Raw genomic sequence first — 24385 nt, forward strand, 5'->3', positions numbered from 1 at the left:
AGTTTCGGAGATAAGGCAGAGGTATTGGCTCCTGCTGATTTACGAGAAACAGTCGGCAAGATAATTTTAAAAACGGCGGAAAGATATAACTGATTAGGGCGATAGGGGACGTTCCTTTTCCGTCAACTTTTGCTATCATGTCACGAATGTAAACAGCGGGAGGAAGAACTTGCCACCTGCTGATTTCCGTTATTTGACCGGATTAAAAATAAAAGAGACAGGCTTGGTTCTCCATGACAGATAGTAGCGAAATAATTAGGTTTATTCGTCAGTATAAAGCTGGGGGAGAAAGGGGTCTTACTTTTGGTATTGCCCCAAAAAGTCGCCGTGACCCGGAAGTGTTGACGCACTCCCGTGGCACGCGCAGGTGAAAACAGCACCTACACGTAACAGACAAGCTGTCCACGACGACATTTCTATTATACAATGCCGCCCGCTTGAAGACAAGCGAGGCATTGAGTATAACGGAGATGCCGGCAAAGCGGGAGCAGACTGTGCGACTTATGCAACAGAAGATTAAGCCGATTCTGATACACTGTCAACGGAAGGGCAAGTGTTGCGTACATATTTTTATTGACCGCTTTTCTGTTGAAGGCCGGGTTGTGACCTGGCTTGTTGGTATTGGGATTTAGCAGACGACGAAGCAAAGCGCATGTGTAGGGGTAACAGCCTCGCATGCGCTTTTTAATTTCCCCCTATAAAAAAAGCTGGCGGCAGCGCTGACGTGTATGCCGCAGCCTAAGTATAGGGGGGCTTTTGTTGTGTTTAACAGTATTTTAGACCAGGCGTTTGAGCAGTATGTCCTTGACAGAGTGGATGATATTCTCAGTATAGCCGGGGTAGCTGATGTAAAGTACAGGCAAGTAATGAAGGAGGCCGGGTCTGTACTAGCAAAGCTTGTGGAAATTGCCCGCGAACTGGAGGAACAGCGTCCGGAACTGCTACAGCTGGTTATGAAGTATGAAGCCGCTACAACCATGGAATCCGGACTAGCGACCGAAATTGTTTACCGGGAAGGTGTTCGGGACAGCTGCAGAATACGTCAAGAAGTCGCCGATTTTATGCAGAAGCAAATTCATTATCCCTCCAATTACTAATCCTCCAAGAGTAAAGGGGCGTTCTATGCTTCCTGATTTACTTATGAAATAGTTCTTTACTTTGACCCGATTATTATCATATGCAAATATATAGCAGGACTTAGCCAGCTCTGAATAGAAAATAGCCATAACTTATTGAGCGGTAGTTATGGTTATTTTTATTTTCAATGATGGAGTAAGAATAATGAATAACATGTCAAAATATGCCCATATGAACTTTGAAGAGCTACTGGAGAAATACCAAACACTTTTAGCTGAAAACAAAAATCTTAAAAAAGAGCTAAAGAATCTTAAGGAACGGTTTGGAATTTCGGACATTCAGACTGTTCCAGAACAAAATACGGATGTATTATCGTCAGATAGCAGTTATCTTGTAGAGGAGTCTTTGCCTCCGAACCGGTCTTGTGAAAACGAAGATCGGGTTTCCCTATCAAGTATTAATAATTTTTCTGATCCGCAAGCTAAAATTGAGCTATTTATGGCACTATTTAAAGGTCGTGATGATGTTTTTGCTAAAAGATGGGAGAATAAAAAAGAAAGGTACCTCAGGGTATTCGCCGGTTTGCTTAAACGAATGGAAAGCCGGATTGTGCAGAAAACCAGCGGAAAGCTGCGGACGTTGTCCGAATAAAGCATATGCCGCTCTAGATGAAGAGACTATTGATGACCACTTGCGAGGTCGTGGTAATTTTGTGGCCGGGATATATCCGCTTCTTCCCGATGAAACCTGCTGTTTCCTGGCAATTGATTTCGATGAAGGAGACTGGCAAAAAGATGTGGGAGCATTGCGGGATATATGTCGGGAATTTAGCATTCCTGTTGCGATAGAACGTTCTCGTTCCGGCAATGGCAGTCATGCATGGTTCTTCTTCAAACAACCGATACCGGCAGCGACGGCCCGAAGATTCGGCACAGCATTGCTTACTCATTCCATGAGCAAAAGGCATGAGATCACATTTAAATCTTATGACCGGCTGTTTCCAAATCAAGATACCATGCCCAAAGGCGGTCTGGGCAATTTGATTGCGCTTCCGCTGCAAAGGGAACCGAGAAGTGTAAATAATAGTGAGTTTATAGATGAGAATTATAAGTCTTATGAGGATCAATGGGCATTCTTAGCCTCTCTCTCCAGATTATCTGAAGATGATATTATTCTGTTTACAACAAAACTATGCAACGCAACGAATACGGTGTCTTGAAAAAAGATGAGGAGGTACCGGCGAAGCCCTGGGAGACAAGCAGGATTCAGTTATCAGCAAAAGATTTTCCGTCTAAAGTGGAAATAGTGCAAGCCAATATGCTGTTTGTACCTAAGGCAGGTTTCTCCGAGAAGGCTTTAAATCACTTAAAGAGATTGGCAGCTTTCAAAAACCCGGAGTTTTACAAAATGCAGGCTATGCGTATGCCAACCGGCCAAATTCCCAGAATCATATCGTGCTCGGAAGAAACGACGGAATACTTATGTTTGCCAAGAGGCTCGGGGCAAGATTTACAGGCACTTTTGGCGGAATATGCAATTGATGTACGTTATGTAGATAAGACGAATTGTGCTAAAAAAATTAACGTTGAATTTACCGGCCAATTAAGGGATGAACAACCTGTAGCACTGAAACGGTTGCTTGAATACGATACCGGAGTTCTCTCCGGCACAACCGCTTTTGGAAAAACGGTTGTGGCCATTAAGTTGATCGCTGAAAGAAAAGTAAATACGCTTATTTTGGTCGACAAAGTCAGTCTGGTCGCACAATGGAAGAAAAAGCTGACGGAATTTCTGGCGATTCAGGAGGTTTTGCCGGATACTGATGCAAATATGCCGAACAAGCGAGGCAGGAAAAAAACTCACAGTGTTATTGGGCAACTAGGCGCAGGCAAGCATAACTTAAGCGGTATCATCGACATAGCCGTAATTCAGTCACTCAACCGAATGGGTGAAGTCAAAGAGTGTGTAAAAGATTATGGCATGGTTATTGTTGATGAATGTCATCATATATCCGCATTCAGCTTTGAAAAGGTGCTCAAAAGCACAAATGCAAAATATGTTTACGGTTTGACGGCAACACCTACCAGAAAGGACGGTCATCATCCGATCATCTTTATGCAGTGCGGCGGGATACGTTACCGGGATGATGCAAGAAAACAGGCTGAGAAAAGACCGTTTGAGCATTATGTTATCCCAAGATTTACGTCTTTTAGGGTTCCCTTAGGCAGAGAAGAGAAAGATGTAACTATTCATGAACTGTATGCGGAAATCACTGAAAATAACCTCAGAAATGAATTGATTATAGATGATGTTGCTAGGAATCACGAAAAGGGCAGGAACTGCATTGTTTTGACAGAGAGAACTGCACATGTTGAATTGCTGGCAAAGGAATTAAGCAAAAGAATTCCTGATGTAATTTCCCTTAAGGGGGGGATGGGAGCCAAAGAAACCCGGGAAGTCATGCAGGCAATAGCCAGTGTGCCTGCGGATAAACCGTTGACGTTAGTATCTACAGGCAAGTATATAGGGGAGGGGTTTGATGAGCCCCGGCTCGACACTTTATTTTTAGCTATGCCGATTTCCTGGAAAGGTACACTTCAGCAATATGCAGGGCGACTTCACAGGTTATTTGACAATAAAAACGAAGTGCAAATTTATGATTATGTAGATATTCACGTGCGGATGCTGGAAAAAATGTATAATAAGCGGCTGAACGGATATGCCGCGATTGGTTATAAGACAAAAGGCGAAACGGCTCTAACTGATTCTATTAACATTATTTTTGACAAGAGTAATTTTTTGCCGGTATATACCAATGATATTGTGAATGCGGTTAAGGAAATTGTGATAGTAAGCCCTTTTATTACTAAACGGCGTACTTTGAAGATGCTGGAGTTTTTGCAGGTTGCGGTGCAAAATAAGGTGACAGTAACCATAGTGACGCGACCGGTCGAAGATTTTGAAGCCAAAAATAGAAACGCTTTAATTGAGGTTTTGAATTTAATTGAAGATATAGGAATACATCTGATCTTTAAAACTAAAATACACCAGAAATTTGCAATTATGGATCAGAAAACGGTTTGGTATGGCAGTATAAATCTATTGAGTTTTGGCAGTGCGGAAGAGAGCATTATGCGACTGGACAGTTCCAATATCGCAAATGAACTTATTAAGAGCATTGATAAATAATTGCATTGTTTGGTAATTATGGAAAACAGGGGGACAGGGACATCGTTTCGATGTGGGGGAGAGGTGGTATAATTTTCTCAGAGGCGAAGAATGTGGCAAGAAAACCAAGAGAAAAAAGCAGCAGTGGAATATATCATATCATATTACGTGGGATCAATCGGCAAAGCATTTTTGAAGATGATGAAGATCGGCTGAAATTAATCGAAGACCTCGCAAAATACAAAGAAATCAGCTAATGCCGAATTTTTGCCTATTGTTTAATGGATAATCATATACACCTCTTGTTACAAGAAACCCAAGAGCCTTTTAGTATGATGAAAGCTTGAAACAGAATCCCTGTCCCTGTGTTTCCTTAAATACGAAAAGGTGGAATATGATCCCCCTTATGTGATCATGACACGGCTGGATGAACTGGGAATGGAAATAAGCTCTAAGATGGAAGAATTGAGGGGGCTTATTGGTGAGTAAGTGGGAGAATAGGCAATGGTGTGAAGTATTAGAGATTATCAATGGTAAATCTCAAAAAAATGTTCTTGATGAAGATGGTTCATACCCTTATGGTAGTGGCGGAATTATGGGGTATGCAAATGACTATATTTGTGAAGAAAGAACAGTTATTATTGGGCGTAAAGGCAATATTAATAAGCCAATTTTTGTTGAAAAGAAATTTTGGAATGTTGATACTGCATTTGGTTTAAAAGCAAAAAAAAACTTATTAGAACCAAAGTTTTTGTATTATTTTTGCGTTAATTATGATTTTGAAAAATTAAATACAACAGTTACAATACCTAGCTTGACAAAAGCTAACTTGTTGAAAGTTATTATTCCCCTTCCGCCCCTTGAAGTACAAAAGAAAATTGCCCAAACCCTTGATGCTGCAGCGGAAGTGATAGCACTTCGTAAAAAGCAGTTGACTGAATTGGATCATTTGATTAAGGCTACTTTTTATGATATGTTTGGCGATCCTGAACAAAATCCACATGGATGGATAGATAAACCATTAGAGGATATATCTGATATAATATCTGGTGTTACAAAAGGTAGAAAACTAGCAGCACAAAATTTAGTAGTGGTTCCCTATATGCGTGTGGAAAATGTGCAAGATGGACATTTGGTTTTAAATGAGGTTAAAAAGATAGAAGTATTGCCTGATGATGTCATTAAATATCGTTTATCTTCTGGTGATTTATTAATGACCGAAGGTGGTGATCCAGATAAATTAGGGAGATGTGCTATATGGAATGGTGAGGTTGAGAACTGTATTCATCAAAATCATATATTTCGGGTGCGGATAGAAAAAAACGTAGCACTACCCATATTTATATGTTTTCTAACAGGAAGTCAATATGGCAAGAAATACTTTCTACGAGCAGCTAAGCAGACGACTGGCATAGCAACTATAAATTCGCGACAATTGAAAAAATTTCCTGTCTTACTTCCACCATTACACCTTCAGAACCAATTTGCCGAAATCGTCACCAAAATCAGAAGTCACGAAAGTGACAGGGGGATGTGAATCCCTCCGGCGCTGAGGCGCCACCTCCCTTTGGCAAGGGAGGCAGGGGTTGTTGTTGGCAGCGATGCCTTGCTTTAATAGGGCGGGGATTGAAGGCAGAAATATCAAAAAAGGAGAACGCATTATGCCAAGAAAACATAATAAAGCGCTTACTCCGAACGCACGAAAACTCAGAAAAAATATGACGCCGGAAGAAAGAAAACTATGGTTTGAGTTTTTAAGACTATATCCTGTACATATTTTGCGTCAAAAGGTGATTGGCAATTTTATTGTAGATTTTTATTGCGCCAAGGCTAAGCTGGTCATTGAACTTGATGGAAGTCAGCATTATAGCGATGCCGGGATCAATGATGACCAAAAGCGGACAGAAACGTTACATACATATGATTTAGCGGTTATTCGGTTTTCCAATAAAGATATCAACGATAATTTTCCAGGCGTTTGTCAGAGTATTGATAGGGTGATACAAGATAGGACGATGAATAAGGTTTAACTGTAAGGGTGAGGAATCCCACCGGCACTGCGGTGCCACCTCCCTTTGACAAGGGAGGCAAGGGTTGAAAGGCAACAGATACGATTGATTTAGTTTGTTTGCTTTTTTGAGTAGTCCCAGCCCGTGTCCCCCCTTGCGAAAGGACGAAGTCACGATAGTGACAGGGGGATCAAGAACCGCTCAAGCCAGCAAAAACGAACAAAATTGGAGCGGAATCCTGCCGCTGGTGATGAACCACCTCTCCTTTGGCAAGGGAGGCAGAGGTTGAAGGCAAGATTCTGATAAGAAATAAGGTGATCTATATGCCGGCAAATTTTGATTTTTTACAGGGACAAGCCGAATATAAGCTGTTTGCGTCTGCTGCTATAGAAGCGGAAAAGGTACTCTTTACTTCGCCGGCCATGGCGGCGGTGGGAGCCAGGAAGGCATTGGAGCTGGCGGTGAAATGGGTATATTCAGCCGATAACACGATATCTATGCCCTATAAAGACAATTTGCAGTCCCTTATTCATGAGCCCACTTTCCGTTTCGCCCTGGATAGCAAAACCTGGGGGAAGCTGCCTTATATTATTAAACTGGGCAATCTGGCTGTTCACACGGAAAAGGCAGTCAGTCAAAATGACGCTGTTTTGTCATTACGGGCGCTGTTTGAGTTTATACAGTGGCTGGACTATTGCTATGGCGTGAACTATGAGGAACGTTTTTTTGCTGAAGCAGCCATACCGCAAGGCAAAACCATCGTTGACGATAGCCTGATTAAGCAAAAGGATTCGGAAATTGAAAAGCTGCTGGCGCAAATAGCCGAAATGAGCGGTGCGCTTACCGCGCACAAGGAACAGCACAAAGAAGAGCGGGAATTTACCCCGGCGGATATATCCGAATTTCAAACCCGCAAGCGTTATATTGATGTTGATCTAAAGCTATTAGGCTGGGTATTTGGCGATGACGTTAAAGAAGAAGTAGAACTTACCGGTATGCCCAACAATGAAAAGAAGGGCTTTGCCGACTATGTCCTATATGGCAAGGATGGTTTGCCGCTCGCGCTCATTGAAGCCAAGCGAACTGCCAAAAATCCGAAAATTGGTATTCACCAAGCCAAGCTGTATGCCGATTGTCTGGAACGGATGACCGGCAGGCGGCCAATAATGTTTATGACAAACGGTTTTGAGTGGTACATATGGGATGATTGTTCTTCGCCGCAACGAAAGGTCAGCGGCGTATTTTCCAAAGCTGATCTGGAAAAGCTTATGGGCCGCAGAACCCAGCGTAAGGACTTAAATGAAGTTAACATTCAGGATAGCATAACAGACCGCTATTATCAAAAAGAAGCTATTCGTGCCATTTGCGAAAATATCACTACCGGACACAGAAAATCGCTGCTGGTGATGGCAACAGGCACAGGCAAGACCAGAACCTCTTCCAGCCTTACCGATGTATTGTCGCGGGGCGGGTATATTACCAATACCCTTTTTCTGGCCGACAGAACGGCGCTAGTCAAACAGGCCAAGGATGACTATAAGACCTATTTGCCAGATATGTCGCTTTGTAATCTTTTGAACGGCAAGGACGATAAAAATGCCCGTATTGTTTTTTCTACTTATCCGACTATGCTGAATTCGATTGATACAGCCAAAAGTGATGAGGGGAAAAAGCTGTTTACACCTGCTCATTTTGATCTGATTATTGTTGATGAAGCGCATCGGAGCATTTTTAAGAAATATCGGGCTATTTTTGAGTATTTTGATGCCTATATAGTAGGCTTAACGGCCACGCCGAAAACTGAAGTAGATCGGAATACCTACGATTTCTTTGAAATGGAACGCGGCGTGCCGACATATGCTTATGCCTATGAAACGGCAGTTGAAACCGATAAGGTGCTGGTACCCTATCACAATATTGAAGTGCGTACGAAATTTTTAGATGAGGGCATTACCTATGATGAGCTTTCTCAGGAGGACAAGGTGCGGTATGAGGAAGATTTTACCGATGAGGACGGAGAAATGCCTGACTTTATTCCTTCGCCGGCGATCAACGAATTCATCTTCAATCAAAATACTGTTGACTATGTGTTAGAGCATCTCATGACTAAGGGACTAAAGATAGCGGGCGGCGACAAGCTGGGAAAAACCATTGTCTTTGCTGCCAATCATAAGCATGCCGAATATATTGAGCAGCGGTTTAACAAGCTGTATCCGCAGTACAAGGGGCAATTTGCCCAGATTATTGATACTAAAATAACCTATGCCCAGGATCGAATCGCGGACTTTAAAATTCCTGAAAGGTATCCGCAAATCGCCGTTTCGGTTGATATGCTGGATACCGGCATAGACGTGCCGGAAATCGTTAATCTGGTATTTTTCAAAAAAGTGCGCTCCAAAACGAAGTTTTGGCAAATGATCGGCCGCGGTACCAGACTTTGCGGCAATTTATTTGGTCCAGGACAAGATAAGGAGTGCTTTTATATATTTTACTATCTGGGCAACTTTGAATTTTTCCGCCAAAAGCCGCATGGGATAGAATCCCGTGAGGCGGAAAGTATCACAGAAGCTATTTTCAGTAAGAAAATCAGGCTGATCAGTCATTTGCAGCAGGCATCCTTTAGTGATGAGGCATACCAGACCTGGCACAATGAATTAGTCGAAGGGGTTGTCCGGCAGATTCGGACGCTCAACCTTCAACTGGTTGCCGTTAAGCTTGTGCGGCAATATGTGGAACTATATAAGAAAAAAGCCGGGTTTGTTTGTCTAAGCGATAATGACAAGCATAATCTGATCGAATATCTTGCGCCGCTTGTCTATATGGATGATACCGATGAGTATGCCAAGAACTTCGATAATTTAATGTACGGTTTGATGCTGGCGCAGATAGAGGCTTTGCCGTATTTTAAACGCAGTAAGCGGCAATTAACGAATATTGGCCTGAGTCTGGCTAAAAAAGTCAGCATTCCCCAGGTAAAAGAAAAGATAGAAATGATCAATACCATACAAACAGATGAATTCTGGCAGGATACCGATATTTTAGCATTTGAAGAGGTGCGGGCTGAACTAAGGGACTTAATTAAGTTTATCGTAGATGATGGCAAACGGAATGTCATCTATACGAACTTAGCGGATAATATTCTGGCGGTAAAGGAAGGTAACCCGCTAGATTATGCCTATGATTTCGCAGATTATAAGCTAAAAGTAAACCGCTATATTGAAAAGAACAAAGACAGCCTTGCTATTTATAAATTACGCAATAATATTCCGTTAACGTCAGAGGACTATAAGAATCTTGAACATATCCTGACAGGCGAGCTTGGCAGCAAAAATGATTACGAGCGGGAATTCGGCAGCACGCCGTTTGGTTTGCTGGTGCGTAAGATTGGTAAGCTCGAATATGATGCTGCATTGAAGGTGTTTTCGGAATTCATCAATGACCAGTCACTCAGCCAAACGCAAATTGTTTTTGTGAAAAAGATTGTTGATTATATTGTACAAAACGGCTATGTTGAGAGTATGGCCGAGCTGATGAAGCCGCCTTTTGATAAGCCGGTCAGCTTTATGAAGGCATTTGATAAAACAAAACAGCAGCGTATTATGGAGCTTGTAACTGAGATTAAGGAAAATGCTGTGCGAGTTGTTGGCTAGAATTTCCAGAAGACCATAGAGTGCCTAATAAAAGGAAGGAACGATGTTTGATGAATCTTAACGATTTTGAAAGCTATATTGACAGAAAAATCCTGGCAAGGGGATATGATTATTTTGAAAACAACTGTGTGGACTCCATAAAGGAAACGGCTGACAATAACTACGAGGCAGAAGTGACGGGCACAGAGCTTTATTTGGTCGATGTTGAACTGGATGACGAAGCAAATATAATTGATACCCAGTGTGACTGCCCTTATGACATGGGAGAGTATTGCAAGCACCAGGTGGCGGTATTCCTTGCATTGCGGGATATGAAACGGGAGCATTCAACAAAAGACAGCGATGGGTTAAAAAGTAAAATTAGTTTGAGACAAGGAAACAAATCTTCAGTCCCCCAGAAAGGAAAGGCCCGCAGTATGAAAGACCTTCTTTCCCGGAAAACCAAGGAAGAACTGGTTGGCTTTTTACTGGATATTGCCGCCGAGTACGATGAGATAAAACAGCGGATTGAGCTAAATCTTGGTGAGACAAATGATGCTGAGGAGATCGGAAAGTCGATTAAGCTTATTCGTACTTTTGTTAATAAGAATTCTGACCGGCATGGTTTTGTTGCCTATGGAGATACTTATGAAGCCGTAAGAGGTGCGGACATGGTTCTAAAAAAGGCTCGGACCGCCATGGCATACGAGAAAACCCTCCATGCGTTGGACCTTACCCTTTGCGTCATTCATGAACTGATGGACCTGCTGGATAGCTGTGATGATTCTGACGGCTGTGTTGGTGGGCTGATTGAGGAAACCCTTGATTTTATCAAAGAAATAGTTGAGGAGAAAGAATTCAATCTGGGTATTAAAGAAGGCCTTTTTAACAAACTTATGGAAGAAGCGGCCAATACACGGTATGATGGATGGCCTGACTGGCGGCTGGAACTGTTAGAAACTTGTTCGGCACTGGCGGATATTCCTTCTTTAAGAAACAGCTTGGAAAATCGCCTGCAGGCAATGCTGGATGATGCCGCAGGGGATTCCTGGAGCAGTAATTATTTCAAGGAAAAAGTTTTTCAAATCAGATACAATGTGATATTGCAGAATGAAGGCGAGAAACCGGCGCTGGAGTTTATAGAGCAGAACCTCCGGTTTTCCAGCTTCCGTAAAATGACCATAGAACGGGCGATGCAGAGCAAGGCTTATGCTGAGGTAATCAGGCTTGCACTTGAGGGTGAAGCAAAGGACCAAGACCTGCGGGGGCTTGTGAATAATTGGCGGGAGTACCGGTACAAAGCTTATAAGCTTTCCGGCAAGCTTGCAGAACGTCGCGGCTTGGCAATGGATTTTATTCTGGATGGCAGCTTTGACTATTATCTGGATTTGAAAAGCACCTATAATGACGGCGAATGGGCCGCTGTCTATCCTCAAATTATCTCCCGGCTGGAAGAACAAAAAAAAATTTATAACGGCATTTATACCGGTATTCTTATCGAGGAGGGAGAAAAGAAAAAACTCCTTGAGTATGTTAAAGGAAGTCCCTCACTAGTTGAAAGCTATTATAAACACCTTGTTCCTGAATTCAGGGAAGAGGTTTTTGCTTTGTTTTTAACATATATTGAACAGGCGGCAGCAAGGGCGGGCAATAGAAGGGCTTATCAGGGAGTTTGCGCTATTATCCGGAACCTAAAAAAAGCAGGGGGAAAGGACCAGGCGCTGGCAATCAAACAGAAGCTGTTTGCCAACTATGCAAACAGACCGGCGTTCAGGGATGAATTGACAAGGGTATAGGCTTAGGCTCGGCATTTCTGCCGATACTATTGAAAATGTAAAGGGGCTGTTGCACTAAGTAGGAAATAACCTGCTTAGTGCAACAGTTTTTTATGCAAAAAATAATCCCCAGCCTAAACAGCCTAGGGATTGCGTGTTACAATTTACTTATGCCACTAAATTAATAACACATAAAAATTATACAAAATTGGGAAACGTTTTTCAACTAAAGCTTCCCATGAATATCGAAATTCTTATTCCGGAAGACGACTCTGTCAGGTTGCTCGGACAAATTATTGAGGAGATGGATTTACACGAAATTTACCAGTCCTATTTCCGTTTGCGAAAAAAATCAGCCAACCCCCAGACTGATACTTAATACTGCTGCAAAAATCTTAGGATCGCATGTGTAGGGCAGAAATAATCCTGCAGTTGCGATCCTTTTTAATTTTCTCCTGCAAGATTAATTGCAGGAGGGCATAACTAAAAATGTGAACGATAAGTACGGCCATGTTATCGGTGATGTATGGTAAGATGTGCGAGAAAAAAGAGTGACAGCGGAATATATCATATTATGATGTGAGGGATAAACTGCCAGGATATGTTTTTTTGAAGATAAAGATTATCGACGTTTTCTGGAAACTATGAAACGGGTCAAAGAAAGCAAAACCAAGTAAATAATTTTGTTTAAAATAGCAAAAATGGTGGTGTATACAAGGATTTATCGGAGTTAGCTAGAACAATGTAATAGCATGGTATATTTTGACTTATTAGAAAGTTTGAAAAAAAAGTTAAAAGTCACAAATAATTGCAAAAATATTGATTTACAAGGAATTCTAGCTTATTTGCACGGAAACACAGTGCAAATGCTCAGGATGGGGAAGAATAGGAAACTAATATAATATTATGGAGTTTTTTTATGAGTACGAAAATGAATGCAATAAAAAATGCCATTATGAATGGTAAAACGGTACTTGGTATCGAACTCGGTTCAACTCGAATCAAAGCGGTTTTGATTGGTGAAGATAATGCACCTATCGCTTCCGGCAGTCATGATTGGGAGAACCAATATATCAACAATATCTGGACGTACAGTCTGGAGGATGCTTGGGCTGGTGTGCAGGAAAGTTATCGGAAGATGGCTGAAGACGTTAAAGAAAAATATGGAGTTACTATTCAAACAATTGGTGCAATTGGCGTCAGTGCCATGATGCATGGTTACATGGTTTTTAACAAAGAGGGAGAACTTTTAGTTCCCTTCCGTACATGGCGTAACACAATTACTGAAAAAGCTTCCGAAGAGTTGACAAAACTGTTTAACTATCATATTCCTCAAAGATGGAGCATTGCTCATCTTTATCAGGCCATTTTAAATGGGGAGGAACATGTAGCTGATATTTGTTTCCAAACAACCTTGGAAGGATATATCCATTGGAAGCTAACAGGACAAAAAGTTATCGGTATTGGTGAAGCATCCGGAATGTTCCCTATTGACATAAATACAAATAACTATAACGAACATATGATGGAACAATTCGATGAATTAATTGCTTCGAAAAATTTCTCATGGAAACTGGGAGACATTTTTCCTAGGGTTTTGTTGGCGGGTGAAAATGCCGGCGCTCTTACCGAAGAAGGGGCAAAGCTATTAGACGTTACAGGGCAGCTTAAAGCAGGTATTCCCTTTTGTCCTCCGGAAGGCGATGCAGGAACAGGCATGGTTGCAACGAATAGCATTGCAAAGCGTACCGGTAATGTCTCAGCCGGAACCTCTGTTTTTGCAATGATCGTACTTGAAAAAGAATTGTCAAAAGTGTATGAAGAAATTGACCTGGTTACAACACCTGTCGGTAACCTGGTAGCTATGGTTCACTGTAATAACTGCACCTCAGATCTTAACGCTTGGGTTGGATTGTTTAAAGAGTTTGCAGAAGCAATGGATATAAAAGTCGATATGAATAAGTTGTTTGGTACTTTATATAATAAGGCACTTGCCGGAGATTCCGACTGCGGTGGGTTATTGGCTTACAATTATTTCTCAGGCGAACATATAACCCATTTTGAAGAGGGACGTCCGTTGTTTGTGCGCACACCGGAGAGTAAATTCAACTTAGCAAATTTCATGCGCGTTCATTTATTCACATCATTAGGTGCGTTAAAAACCGGTTTGGATATTCTTCTCAAAGAAGAAGGAGTTCAACTGGATGAAATTTTAGGACATGGTGGATTATTTAAGACAAAAGATGTGGGTCAAAAGATCATGGCTGCAGCTATCGATGTTCCGGTTTCTGTTATGGAAACTGCCGGAGAGGGAGGCGCATGGGGGATTGCACTCTTGGCAGCCTACATGCTTAATAAGGAGAACGATCAGCCCTTAGAGGTTTATCTTGCACAGAAAGTATTTGCAGGGAAAGGCGGCACAAAGATATATCCTGAACCGAAGGATACGGAAGGGTTTAACGTGTTTATCAAACGATACACCAAGGGACTTGCAATTGAAAGAGCAGCAGTCGATAATCTTAAATAAGCAGTAAGTGAGAAAAACTCCTGCGAATTTTTAATAATTTACATGGAACCGCGCCTGTCTTCAGAGTATTGATGATAGACGCGGTTTTTTTGATATTTTTTTACAAGAAAGTAAATAGCACAAAGGAAATATATTGACAATTCGGAATGATTTGCTAAAATGAACCTAAAAGCGGTTACAATGTAAAGGAATATGGAAAAATGAGTATTAACATTTATGATATTGCTAAAAAGGCAGGTGTCTCAGCAGCAACAGTATCCAGGGTTATCAACAATAAACCCCATGTGCGTGAAGAGACGAAAAGAAATATCTTGAATATTATTTCCTCGATGAATTACACGCCTAATGCTTTAGCCCGAAACCTGAGTACAGGTAATACCCTGAATATTGGATTTTTGATTCCGGATATTGAAAATCCCTTTTTTTCGCAGCTTTTACGTGGATTAACAAATGCCTCTGAAAGATATGGTTATAATATTTTTTTATATGGAACAGATGATAGCATAGAGAAAGAGCATCGCTTTTTTCGTTCGGTTAAGGCGGAACGATTAAGTGGTATTATTGTTATTCCTATCGATGCAAATAATGCTGAAAGTTGTAAGCGGTTACTGGAATTTGAGAAGGCGGGTGTCCCGGTTGTCCTTATTGACCGAGGCCTCAAAAATTGTCGTTTGAACGGTGTATTTTCCGAAGATTTCAATGGTTCTTATGCTGCTGTCGATTGTCTTTTACAGGAAGGCCATCGTCGTATAGCCACGATAAAGGGACCTGAGAACTCTCGCCCCGGAAATGAGCGTTGGCTGGGGTATCTGGCGGCCTTAGAAAAATGGAATATCAAGCCGGAAGAGCGGTATATACGGCAGGGAAATTTTCATGAGGAATTGGCCTATGAGCTTATGCACAGTCTTATGGAGCAATCAGAACCGCCGACCGCCATTTTTTCATCAAATAATATGACCTCGTTGGGCTGTCTGCATTATATTACGGAAAAAGGGCTGATACTCGGTGGAGATATCTCAATGATTGGATTTGACGATATGGATATTTTAAAATGTATGAATATTAAATTAAGTGTCGTCGATCGTGACGTATATAGTATGGGATGGAATGCCATAGAGCTTTTAACAAAACGGTTAGCGGAGCTTAGTAATAAAGACAAAAATGAGATATCCTGCCGACAGGAAATTTTTGTGCCAACAAAGCTTATCCTTAGGGGTTCGGAGAAATGGAGAGGATAGCAAAATGACTTACCGGGAACTGTACGAAGTACTGCTAAGTGAGCATCGACAAGTTTTTGCAGCACAGGATGAAATGCAGTTAGAAAGCATGATGAAGATGATTAGTAACGCTGCACGCATTTTTGTAACCGGTTGCGGACGCGAAGGAATTGCAGCCCGCAGCTTTGCGATGCGGCTGATGCATCTGGGAAAGGAAACCCATTGGCTTTGGGATGATACGACGCCAGGTATGCAGCAGGGAGATTTATTTATTGTAGTTAATGGCTCCGGCAAGATCGGTTATATCGATTACCTTCTGGATCAGGCGGAAAAAACAGGTGCCAGTCGTCTTGTTATTACAGGCGCACCGCTGGAAAGAACGCCGCAGGAAGCTGAATACACTTTATTTGTCCCTGCCTGTGTCTATAAAGGCAGGGATAGGAGGGTAGTGCAATCTGTTCAGCCTATGGGAAATCTTTTCGAACAGCATTTGTTTCTTCTTTTTGATATTGTAGTTATGCTGCTAGCGGATAAAATGAATTTGACACCTGAGCAGATGGAATCGCGCCATCGTAATATTGAATAACGAAGGGAGATTTTTTCATGGGGAAAAAAGTTGCAGTTTTCGGAAGTTTTGTTGTCGATCTTATGGCACGAGCATCACATCTGCCGAAGCCGGGAGAAACGGTTAAGGGGTCTATATTTAAGATGGGAGCTGGCGGCAAGGGATTTAATCAAGGCGTTGCCGCTTATAAATCAGGAGCGGACGTAGCCATGATTACTAAGGTTGGACAGGATACATTTGCAGATGTTGCCCTCAATGTCATGGATGAACTGAATTGGAGCAAAGAGTACATGCTTTATAATCCGGAGGTTGGTACCGGTTCTGCAATTATTATGGTAGATGAACAAACAAGCCAGAACGAAATCATTATTGTGCCTGGTGCATGCAGTACGATTACGGCACAAGAGGTCGATAATTTGCGACCGCTGCTCAGTGAGTGCGCTTATGTGCTGTTGCAGTTGGAGGTCAACCAGGACGCAAATGAGCGATTGGTTGATTTGGCAAACGAATGTGGATGTAAGGTGATTTTGAATACAGCTCCTTATCAGGCGATCAGGGATGAATTTTTATCTAAGATCTACATGGTGACACCAAATGAGGTCGAAGCAGAAATGATGACAGGTATCCATGTAGAAGGTTTGGAGGCAGCGAAAAAGGCTGCGCAAGTATTTTTTGATAAAGGCGTCCAAGTCGTTTTAATAACATTAGGTGAACGGGGGGTATTCATTTCCGATCATGGGCGAGAGGAAATCATCAGTGCATTTAAGGTGGATGCAGTCGATACTACGGGTGCGGGGGACGCATTCAATGGGGGCCTCTTGACAGCCTTATCGGAGGGGAAGGATCTTTGGGAAGCTTCTCGCTTTGCAAGTGCGCTGGCAGCGCTTTCTGTCCAGAAAATTGGAACGACTCCGGCGATGCCGACACGAGAGGAGGTAGAGGTATTTCTTAAACAGCATAACTAGATAGGGGGAAGGGGCATGTTAAAGGGAATTCCTAGATGCATTAATCCAGATTTATTGAAAGCATTGGCCGATATGGGACACGGTGATCAAATTGTAATTGCCGATGACTTTTATCCGGCCGTATCTATGGCGAAAAGTGGTATTACCATTAATGCCGACGGTATCGGGGCGGCTGAGATGGTTGATGCAGTACTTCAGCTTATGCCGCTTGATGTCGATTACGTCGAGCATCCGGTGATGATTATGGACATGATGGATCATCTGAAGGGTAAGATGGAAAGACCAAAGGTATGGGATGACTTCATTGCTGCGGTTAAACGGAATGAGCCTAAGGGAGAAAAGTGTGTAGGGTTTATCGATCGATTTGATTTTTATGAAAAGGGAAAAACCGCGTTTGTTACTGTATCCACAGGGGAGCGGCAGCCATATGGCTGTATTATATTACAAAAAGGCGTCATGTAAATTAGGAGGGGATATTTATGGGAAAGAAAAAGTATTTAGCAGTTGCGTTAGGATTACTTTTATCCATTGGCCTGACTGGCTGTGGAGACAATTCTAAGAAAGCCGATACCCCGAAGGCATCAGTACAAAAGGTTGTTACAACAACAGATGTAGCAACACAGGGCCAAAAGAAGGACTGGAAAATTGCAGTTGTTGTAAAGGATTCTTCAAATGGATGGTTTGCCCGTATGGAGCAAGGTGTTAAACAGTATGCTGCTGATACCGGCATCAATGCTTACCAGAAAGGTCCTGCTTCGACTGATGCCGCACAACAGGTTCAGGTTATTCAGGATGTTATCAATCAGGGAATCAATGCGTTGTGTGTTGTGCCGGTTGATCCGGCAGCCTGTGATCCTGTTTTGAAAGAAGCCCGCGATAAGGGGATCATTGTTATCACGCACGAGGGATCCAGTTGTAAAAATGTCGACTATGATTTAGAGGCATTCAATAATGCCGGCTATGGAGCTTTCATTATGGATAAGCTTCAGGAATCGATGGGCGGAAAAGGTGTTTATACAACAATGGTTGCTCACCTTACTAACGCTTCACAGAACGAATGGGCAAATGGCGCTGTTACGCAGCAGCAGTCGAAGTATGCAGGACTGAAACTGCTTGATAATCCAAAACGTGTAGAATCGCAGAATAATTCAGAAAAAGCGTATCAGGTTGCAAAGGAAGTCCTGAAATCACATCCAGAGGTTACTGGATTTGTAGGTACGTCTTCTATGGATACACCGGGGATTGCCCGCGCAATTAATGAACTTGGTCTAAAAGGAAAAGCTTTCGTTGTTGGCACAGGTATGCCGAATGAATGCCGCTCTCTTATTAAAGATGGCTCGCTTTCGTATATTACACTTTGGGATCCGGCAGAAGCTGGCTATGCAATGTGCGTTATGGCCCGTCAAATCCTTGAGGGCAAAAAGATCACTGATGGTACCGACCTTGGCTTAAAATCTTACAGCAAACTTATTCAGAGCAAAGATAACCCAACGCTTTTCATGGGTGCAGGCTGGATCGCTATTAATAAGGAGAACGTAGACAACTATAATTTCTAAGGTGTGTTTAGGCAAAAAGATGCGGCATTGGATGCCGCATCCCTTTTGCCAATACATAGACGCCATAACAAAGACAATATGTGTTGTGTGCAAGGGGGGAGAAGTTTGTCAGATTATATTATAAGAGCAACAAATATTAAAAAATATTTCGGCGGTGTCAAGGCACTTGATGGCGTAAATCTTGAGATAAAAAAGGGCGAAATTCATTGCCTGGCAGGCGAGAATGGTTGTGGCAAATCGACAATTATCAATATCATTTCAGGCTTCTATACTCCGGATTCAGGAACAATTGAAATCGATGGTATACAACATGAAAAAATGAATCCCAAACAAGCGATAGCGAATGGTATACAGGTTATTTACCAGGATCTATCGCTATTTCCCAATTTGACGGTCATGGAAAACCTTGCAATCAATATGGAAGTGGCAGCGGGTAGGAAGTTTGTGAGTAAAGCCCGTATGCGTAAAATTGCCGAAGAAGCTGTAGCCAAAATCGGTTTTGAAATCGATTTAGATGAAACTGTTGAAAATCTTACGGTGGGTATGCGTCAAATGATTGCTATCAGCCGCGCTTTGTTAAATGATGCGAAACTCATCATTATGGATGAGCCGACAACCGCTATCACGAAGCGGGAAGTCAAGGCCTTATTCAAAATTATAAAACAGTTACAGGCGCAAGGTATAGCGGTGCTTTTTGTTTCGCATAAGCTTGATGAGGTATTCGAGATTGCTGAACGTTTTACAATTTTCCGCAGTGGAAAAAATGTTGCTGAGGGAAATACGAAAGAGCTTGATCAGAATAAGTTTACGTATTATATGACGGGGCGTGAAATAGTTTCATCACGGTATGAATATACGAGTGAAGACGCGCCAACAGTACTAGAAGTCAAGAACCTTTCTCTGAACAACGGATTTATGGATGTAAGCTTTTGCCTTAAGCAGGGTGAAATTGTCGGCATAACAGGCCTTTTAGGATCAGGCCGTACGGAATTGGCAGAGACTTTATTTGGTTATCATGCGGCAGATTCAGGAGAAATTTTAATTGAGGGAAAACCGGTGGAAATCCGTTCAATAAAGCAGGGCATTGAAAATGGTATAGGCTATCTGCCTTCGGATCGTGTTACGGAAGGCCTCTTCTTATCGCAATCGGTAGCAGACAATATTTCCATTGAAAAATGGAATGATTATGCGAATTGCTTAGGTAAAATTAATCGTATGAAGGTTCAGGAGATGGCAGCGTATTGGGCTAAAGAATTGTCTATTGCTGTTCATAACCTTGAAGATCCTGTGGGGACGCTTTCAGGCGGGAATCAACAAAAATGTGTTTTAGCCAAGTGGCTGGCACTGGATCTTAAGGTATTAATACTGAACGGACCGACAGTTGGTGTGGATATCGGTGCTAAATTTGATATTTATCAGCTGGTAAAACGCTTAGCCAAGCAGGGACTTACCGTTTTTATTATTTCCGATGATTTGCCGGAGGTGCTCACGAACTGTAATCGTGTTATGGTTATGCAGTCAGGCCGACTAGTTGAAATTCTATCGACACAGGGCCTCGAGGAGAGCCGCCTTGCCGAGCTGGCACATTAGAAGGATAGGAGGATTCATATATGAATTTGCAGAAAACGGCGAAGTCAACCGAATTTTATGTAGCATTGATCATCCTGCTCCTATGTATGGTCATTCAAATAAAAAGTGGACAGTTTCTTACAGGGAATAACCTCGTTGATATTGTGCGGGCATTTTCGGTACCGGCGATGTTCTGTATCGGCGAAATGTTTATCATTATTACTGGCGGCGTAGATGTTTCGTTTCCGGCCATTGCTTCGCTGTCGATGTTTGTTGTTTGTTCGCAGCTAGAAGATGTTGCCTCGAACCCGCTGATCTTTTTTGGGGTTGCGATGGTTATTGGATTGCTGGTTGGTATACTCAATGGTGTGATTATCGCGCATTTTAAGTTTCCAGCCCTTATCGTTACCCTCGGTACGAGCAGTATATGTTTTGGTATTATGCAGGGCGTATTTAAATCGCGGGAATACCCACTTTGTGCACCTCTTAAGGAACTTGGCGAGATGAAATTATTTTCAGCGACAAATCCTGTTTCAGGACTGACTTCCAATATGCCCGTTGCTGTCCTTCTGATGATATTGCTTATTTTTTTGGGATGGTTTATTTTGAATAGAACAATGCTGGGACGTGGTATTTATGCGATCGGTGGCGATGTGAAAGCGGCACAGAGAGCAGGTTTCAACGTTTTTGGCATTCTGCTGTTTATTTATGCTTTTTCTGGCTGCATGGCAGGACTCATTGGGGTATTGCGTTCGACAATGCTGCTTGCCGTACATCCCAATAATTTAGAAGGTATGGAAATGACAGTTATTGCGGCTTGTGTCCTTGGCGGTGTGCGGATGACAGGCGGCAAAGGCAGCGTGCTCGGTGCAATGCTGGGTATGGCACTCCTGACTATTGTAGATAACAGTCTCATTTTATTAGGCATTTCGACGGTTTGGCAGAAAGTGTTTACTGGTGCGATTATTATTATTGGTACAGCAGCTTCGGCAATCCAAGCAAAGCGTAACGAAAGAAAGCTTGCCATCAAGATGAACGAAGGAGGAAAATGGTATGGATGCAATCCGACATGTAATAAATAAGGATAAAAACCTGGCCCGACTCCTGGTCGTTTTTCTGATGGTGTTTGTACTTTGCACAGCCCTTAAGGGGTCTATGTTCGTTAGTGTTTCAAATTTCCAGTCTATGGGTAAGCAGTTTCCTGAGTTTGGCCTTTTGTCTATCGCTATGGCATTTACTTTATTTACGGCGGGGATCGATCTTAGTGTTGTAGCAATTGCTAATCTTTGTGCCGTGCTTATGGCAAAGTTTTTATCAGTTGTTATCGTACCGGATATGAGCAGCAGTGCTGTGTTTTTGATGATAGCAGCGGCCTGTTTTATGGCATTTGCTGTCAGTGCGCTGTGCGGTGCTTTCAATGGCTTTTTGATTGGGGTTGTTGGTATTACACCCATTTTGGCAACCTTGGGGACGCAGGCTCTTTATACAGGTTTTGCTATTGTCATGACCAATGGCAGTACACTCGGGGGATTGCCAAAGCAGTTGGCAGCTACAATCAACGGCAGTGTAGCGGGCATACCGGTGCCGATTATTATCTTCTGTGTTTTTGCGGCAATATCTGCGTTTATTATGAGCAAGACTACTTTGGGGTATAAGCTTCGTATGCTTGGTACAAGTGTAAAAGCCTCTACTTTTTCAGGGTTTGATAATGTACGCCTTTTTATGATCAACTATATACTAAGTGGTGTGCTAAGTGCCGCGGCAGGGATTATTATGCTGGGACGATTCAATTCGGCTAAGGCGGATTATGGTGCATCGTATTTGATGGAGGCTATACTTATTGCTGTTTTGGGCGGTGTAGATCCATATGGTGGGAAAGGTAATATTAGCGGTGTCGTTATGGCAACCGTAATTGTGCAAATGGTTAGCAGCTGGCTCAACATGTATGAGGATATATCAAATTTTTATCGACAGATCATTTGGGGCGGACTACTGATTTTTGTCCTTATTTACAACTATATTGTCAATGAGCGTGAAAAAAAACAAGCTATGAAAGGGTGATGGTATGGATATCGCAAAGATAATTGATCATACAATGCTAAAACCGGAAGCAACGAAAGAAATAATCCGCCGTTATTGTGCCGAGGCTCGTACTTATGGATTTGCTTCGGTCTGCGTCAATAGTTGTCATGCGGCGTTGGTTGCCTCAGAGCTGAAGGGTAGTGGAATTAAAACGTGTTGCGTTGTTGGTTTTCCATTAGGGGCGATGATTACTGAGGTTAAGGCTTTTGAGGCTGAAGCAGCTGTAAAAGCCGGAGCAGAAGAAATTGATATGGTCATCAATATTGGCGGAATTAAAGACGGAGATATAGATTTCGTAACAACTGATATTCGTGCGGTTGTGGAAGCAGCTAAACCTGCTGCCGTCAAGGTTATCATCGAAACGTGTTTACTCAGTGATGAAGAGAAGATTGCCGCCTGTGAAGCAGCTGTGCGCGCGGGAGCAGGTTACGTTAAGACTTCAACTGGTTTTAGCACAGGCGGTGCAACGCTTAATGATGTGAAACTCATGCGCCAAACTGTTGGTAACCGGGCCAAGGTCAAAGCTAGTGGCGGTATCCGCACACATGAATTTGCCTGTCAGCTGGCCGAAGCCGGAGCTGATCGCATTGGCGCCGGCAATGGGATTGTTTTGTTAAAATAGTATTAGTGTTGTCAATAGGGGCGGTGGATTTGTCTTGCGAAAGAACGAAAAGACAGTACCACCGTTCTTTGTCTTCCTTTGTTATCTCTATCATTATTTAATTGTAGCTTTTTATCATTCACGTCGACATTGTTGAAAACGGATACGTAACCCAGTATAATTTAAATAAGTAACCAAGCTCAACTCACGATTTTTAAACGGAACTCACACTTGGCGAATAATGTGAAGTATTAGATTAAGCAGATAGGCGGATATGTTATGAAAATTTCCAAGAAAGATGCGTTGCTATGGTTTGATTTTTTTTCACAATTACCGGAGGAAGAGAAAATTAGTATAAAACATGAAGAAATCATTTACGCTACTTTTGCGCAAATTGAGGCAGCAATTGATCATAGAAATGCTACGCTGATGTCGGAAATTAGCGGCCTGAAAACCTTAGAAAATAGAACTTTTTTTGTAGGAAATGAAAGCAAATTCCCCAAAGGGTGTCGTTCCTGTCTGATGGGGACTGGTTTGAGTGCAATCAGGAAAACGAACAAATGTAATTTAGAGTGTAAATTTTGTTATAATTATGGCGAACTGGAAGATATTCACCCTGTTGGCGAAGGTATGTGGGAAATTGGCGGCACAAAATTTTACGAAAAGGATATTGATTTGCTGCTTTCTATTCACCAGAAACCTACTGGCATTTCCTACGTTTATTTAGAGCCTTTCATGGAAATTGAAGAATACTATTCGGTTATAAAAAAATTTAGGGATGCTCAAATTTATCAACATTTATACACAAACGGTACTTTAGCTACAGAAGAAACATTGAAAGCATTAGGTCAAGCCGGTCTTAATGAGATACGTTTCAACCTAGGTGCTTCTAATTGTTCGGACAAAGTAATTGAAAATATTGGCTTAGCGAAAAAATATATTAAAAGTGTAGGTATTGAAACTCCAATGACTCCTGAGTTTTTCGAAGCATTTTTTAGGAAAAAGCAAGCAGTCTTCGAGACAAAACTCGATTTTATCAATTGTGCGGAATTGCATTTAAATGAGAATAACATAGACAATTATTATGGAGAAAATATGTATATTTCCCGACATGGCTATATATCGCCAGTTTGGAGCAGGGAATTAACTTTGAAATTCATGAAAATAGCTGATGAAGAAAACTGGGATTTAGTAGTTCATGATTGTTCAAACTACACAAAGTTTGCAAGAAGTTTAAATTTGAGCAGCAAAGCGGGTATGTGGTTCGGAGCCAGTACTTATGCCTGTGAATTTTCGATGATTCCATACGAAATATTCATACCAATACTGAATGATGACAATTTCAAGTTTTTAAATGAAGAAGAATTGCCTGATGACTATAAACCAGATATTATAGATTTTTAGAATGGTGTGTCACTAGGAAATTCGTCATGAAGTAATGTCACTTCCTGTTTTTACCGATAAAAATTGCGACCATTGAATTCGTAACACCGAAAAACGGCGCAAAAGGCTCGTTTGAACAAAAAAATCCGCCGTTATACCCGATACGCAGAACCGTATCCCCGGTAACGGTGAGCTTTATACGCTCAAACTAAGCAGCTTAAACATGAGAAAGCAGGATTCGCCATGAAAATAGACCGCCTAC

General features: G+C 42.0%; 22 protein-coding genes. All 22 read left to right on the forward strand.

Features of this window, described 5'->3' with window-relative positions; translation table 11 throughout:
- The first annotated feature begins 367 nt into the window (after positions 1 to 367).
- The 22 genes from BLR65_RS30210 (at position 368) to BLR65_RS26415 (ending at position 24144) form a co-directional block, all read left to right on the forward strand.
- Positions 368 to 520 carry a hypothetical protein gene (locus tag BLR65_RS30210; RefSeq protein WP_169716950.1) on the forward strand — a complete coding sequence of 51 codons (153 nt, stop codon included), beginning with the start codon at positions 368 to 370 and terminating at the stop codon, positions 518 to 520.
- Between the two features lie 241 nt (positions 521 to 761).
- Positions 762 to 1097: a hypothetical protein gene (locus BLR65_RS26325; protein ID WP_093797424.1), complete on the forward strand. Its 336-nt coding sequence runs from the start codon at positions 762 to 764 to the stop codon at positions 1095 to 1097.
- A gap of 148 nt (positions 1098 to 1245) precedes the next feature.
- Positions 1246 to 1728 (forward strand): TOTE conflict system archaeo-eukaryotic primase domain-containing protein, encoded by a 483-nt coding sequence (locus BLR65_RS31170; RefSeq protein WP_245693062.1) that lies wholly within the window; start codon positions 1246 to 1248, stop codon positions 1726 to 1728.
- Positions 1685 to 2296 carry a TOTE conflict system archaeo-eukaryotic primase domain-containing protein gene (locus BLR65_RS31175; protein WP_245693063.1) on the forward strand — a complete coding sequence of 204 codons (612 nt, stop codon included), beginning with the start codon at positions 1685 to 1687 and terminating at the stop codon, positions 2294 to 2296. The genes BLR65_RS31170 and BLR65_RS31175 overlap by 44 nt, the downstream gene beginning before the upstream one ends.
- Positions 2269 to 4266: a DEAD/DEAH box helicase family protein gene (locus BLR65_RS26330; RefSeq protein WP_245693064.1), complete on the forward strand. Its 1998-nt coding sequence runs from the start codon at positions 2269 to 2271 to the stop codon at positions 4264 to 4266. The genes BLR65_RS31175 and BLR65_RS26330 overlap by 28 nt, the downstream gene beginning before the upstream one ends.
- 92 nt (positions 4267 to 4358) lie before the next feature.
- The gene (locus BLR65_RS31180) at positions 4359 to 4502 is read left to right on the forward strand and encodes a transposase (RefSeq protein ID WP_245693065.1); all 144 of its coding nucleotides are present in this window, start codon (positions 4359 to 4361) and stop codon (positions 4500 to 4502) included.
- Between the two features lie 224 nt (positions 4503 to 4726).
- Complete coding sequence (locus BLR65_RS26340) at positions 4727 to 5782, forward strand: restriction endonuclease subunit S (protein ID WP_211285193.1); 1056 nt, start codon at positions 4727 to 4729, stop codon at positions 5780 to 5782.
- Positions 5783 to 5906: 124 nt separating this feature from the next.
- The gene (locus tag BLR65_RS26345) at positions 5907 to 6275 is read left to right on the forward strand and encodes an endonuclease domain-containing protein (protein ID WP_093797455.1); all 369 of its coding nucleotides are present in this window, start codon (positions 5907 to 5909) and stop codon (positions 6273 to 6275) included.
- Positions 6276 to 6520: 245 nt separating this feature from the next.
- Positions 6521 to 9904 carry a DEAD/DEAH box helicase family protein gene (locus tag BLR65_RS26350; protein WP_245693066.1) on the forward strand — a complete coding sequence of 1128 codons (3384 nt, stop codon included), beginning with the start codon at positions 6521 to 6523 and terminating at the stop codon, positions 9902 to 9904.
- Positions 9905 to 9954: 50 nt separating this feature from the next.
- The gene (locus BLR65_RS26355) at positions 9955 to 11679 is read left to right on the forward strand and encodes an SWIM zinc finger family protein (protein ID WP_093797430.1); all 1725 of its coding nucleotides are present in this window, start codon (positions 9955 to 9957) and stop codon (positions 11677 to 11679) included.
- A gap of 217 nt (positions 11680 to 11896) precedes the next feature.
- Positions 11897 to 12037 carry a hypothetical protein gene (locus BLR65_RS30215; protein WP_176772812.1) on the forward strand — a complete coding sequence of 47 codons (141 nt, stop codon included), beginning with the start codon at positions 11897 to 11899 and terminating at the stop codon, positions 12035 to 12037.
- A 540-nt stretch (positions 12038 to 12577) separates the two neighbouring features.
- Positions 12578 to 14185 (forward strand): xylulokinase, encoded by a 1608-nt coding sequence (locus BLR65_RS26365; protein WP_093797434.1) that lies wholly within the window; start codon positions 12578 to 12580, stop codon positions 14183 to 14185.
- Positions 14186 to 14385: 200 nt separating this feature from the next.
- Positions 14386 to 15423: a LacI family DNA-binding transcriptional regulator gene (locus BLR65_RS26370; protein WP_093797436.1), complete on the forward strand. Its 1038-nt coding sequence runs from the start codon at positions 14386 to 14388 to the stop codon at positions 15421 to 15423.
- A gap of 4 nt (positions 15424 to 15427) precedes the next feature.
- Positions 15428 to 15988 carry an SIS domain-containing protein gene (locus BLR65_RS26375; RefSeq protein WP_093797438.1) on the forward strand — a complete coding sequence of 187 codons (561 nt, stop codon included), beginning with the start codon at positions 15428 to 15430 and terminating at the stop codon, positions 15986 to 15988.
- Positions 15989 to 16005: 17 nt separating this feature from the next.
- Positions 16006 to 16932: a ribokinase gene (gene rbsK / locus BLR65_RS26380; RefSeq protein ID WP_093797440.1), complete on the forward strand. Its 927-nt coding sequence runs from the start codon at positions 16006 to 16008 to the stop codon at positions 16930 to 16932.
- Positions 16933 to 16947: 15 nt separating this feature from the next.
- Positions 16948 to 17394 (forward strand): RbsD/FucU family protein, encoded by a 447-nt coding sequence (locus BLR65_RS26385; protein ID WP_093797442.1) that lies wholly within the window; start codon positions 16948 to 16950, stop codon positions 17392 to 17394.
- Between the two features lie 17 nt (positions 17395 to 17411).
- Complete coding sequence (locus tag BLR65_RS26390) at positions 17412 to 18488, forward strand: autoinducer 2 ABC transporter substrate-binding protein (protein WP_093797444.1); 1077 nt, start codon at positions 17412 to 17414, stop codon at positions 18486 to 18488.
- Between the two features lie 105 nt (positions 18489 to 18593).
- Positions 18594 to 20078, forward strand: coding sequence for a sugar ABC transporter ATP-binding protein (locus BLR65_RS26395; RefSeq protein WP_093797446.1), 1485 nt, complete (start codon positions 18594 to 18596; stop codon positions 20076 to 20078).
- 20 nt (positions 20079 to 20098) lie between these two features.
- Positions 20099 to 21139, forward strand: coding sequence for an ABC transporter permease (locus BLR65_RS26400; protein WP_093797448.1), 1041 nt, complete (start codon positions 20099 to 20101; stop codon positions 21137 to 21139).
- Entirely contained in the window at positions 21111 to 22118 is a 1008-nt protein-coding gene (locus BLR65_RS26405) for an ABC transporter permease (protein WP_093797450.1), read from the forward strand. Before BLR65_RS26400 ends, BLR65_RS26405 begins: the two co-directional genes overlap by 29 nt.
- Positions 22119 to 22122: 4 nt before the next feature.
- On the forward strand, positions 22123 to 22761 hold the full coding sequence (deoC, locus tag BLR65_RS26410) for a deoxyribose-phosphate aldolase (RefSeq protein WP_093797451.1): 639 nt from the start codon (positions 22123 to 22125) through the stop codon (positions 22759 to 22761).
- 258 nt (positions 22762 to 23019) lie between these two features.
- A complete protein-coding gene (locus BLR65_RS26415; RefSeq protein WP_093797453.1) occupies positions 23020 to 24144 on the forward strand; it encodes a radical SAM protein in 1125 nt (374 codons plus the stop codon).
- The last annotated feature ends 241 nt before the right edge of the window (positions 24145 to 24385 follow it).

Origin of the sequence: Sporomusa acidovorans (genome assembly GCF_900101845.1) — a bacterium.
In the GTDB taxonomy this organism is placed as follows: Bacteria; Bacillota; Negativicutes; order Sporomusales; family Sporomusaceae; genus Sporomusa; species Sporomusa acidovorans.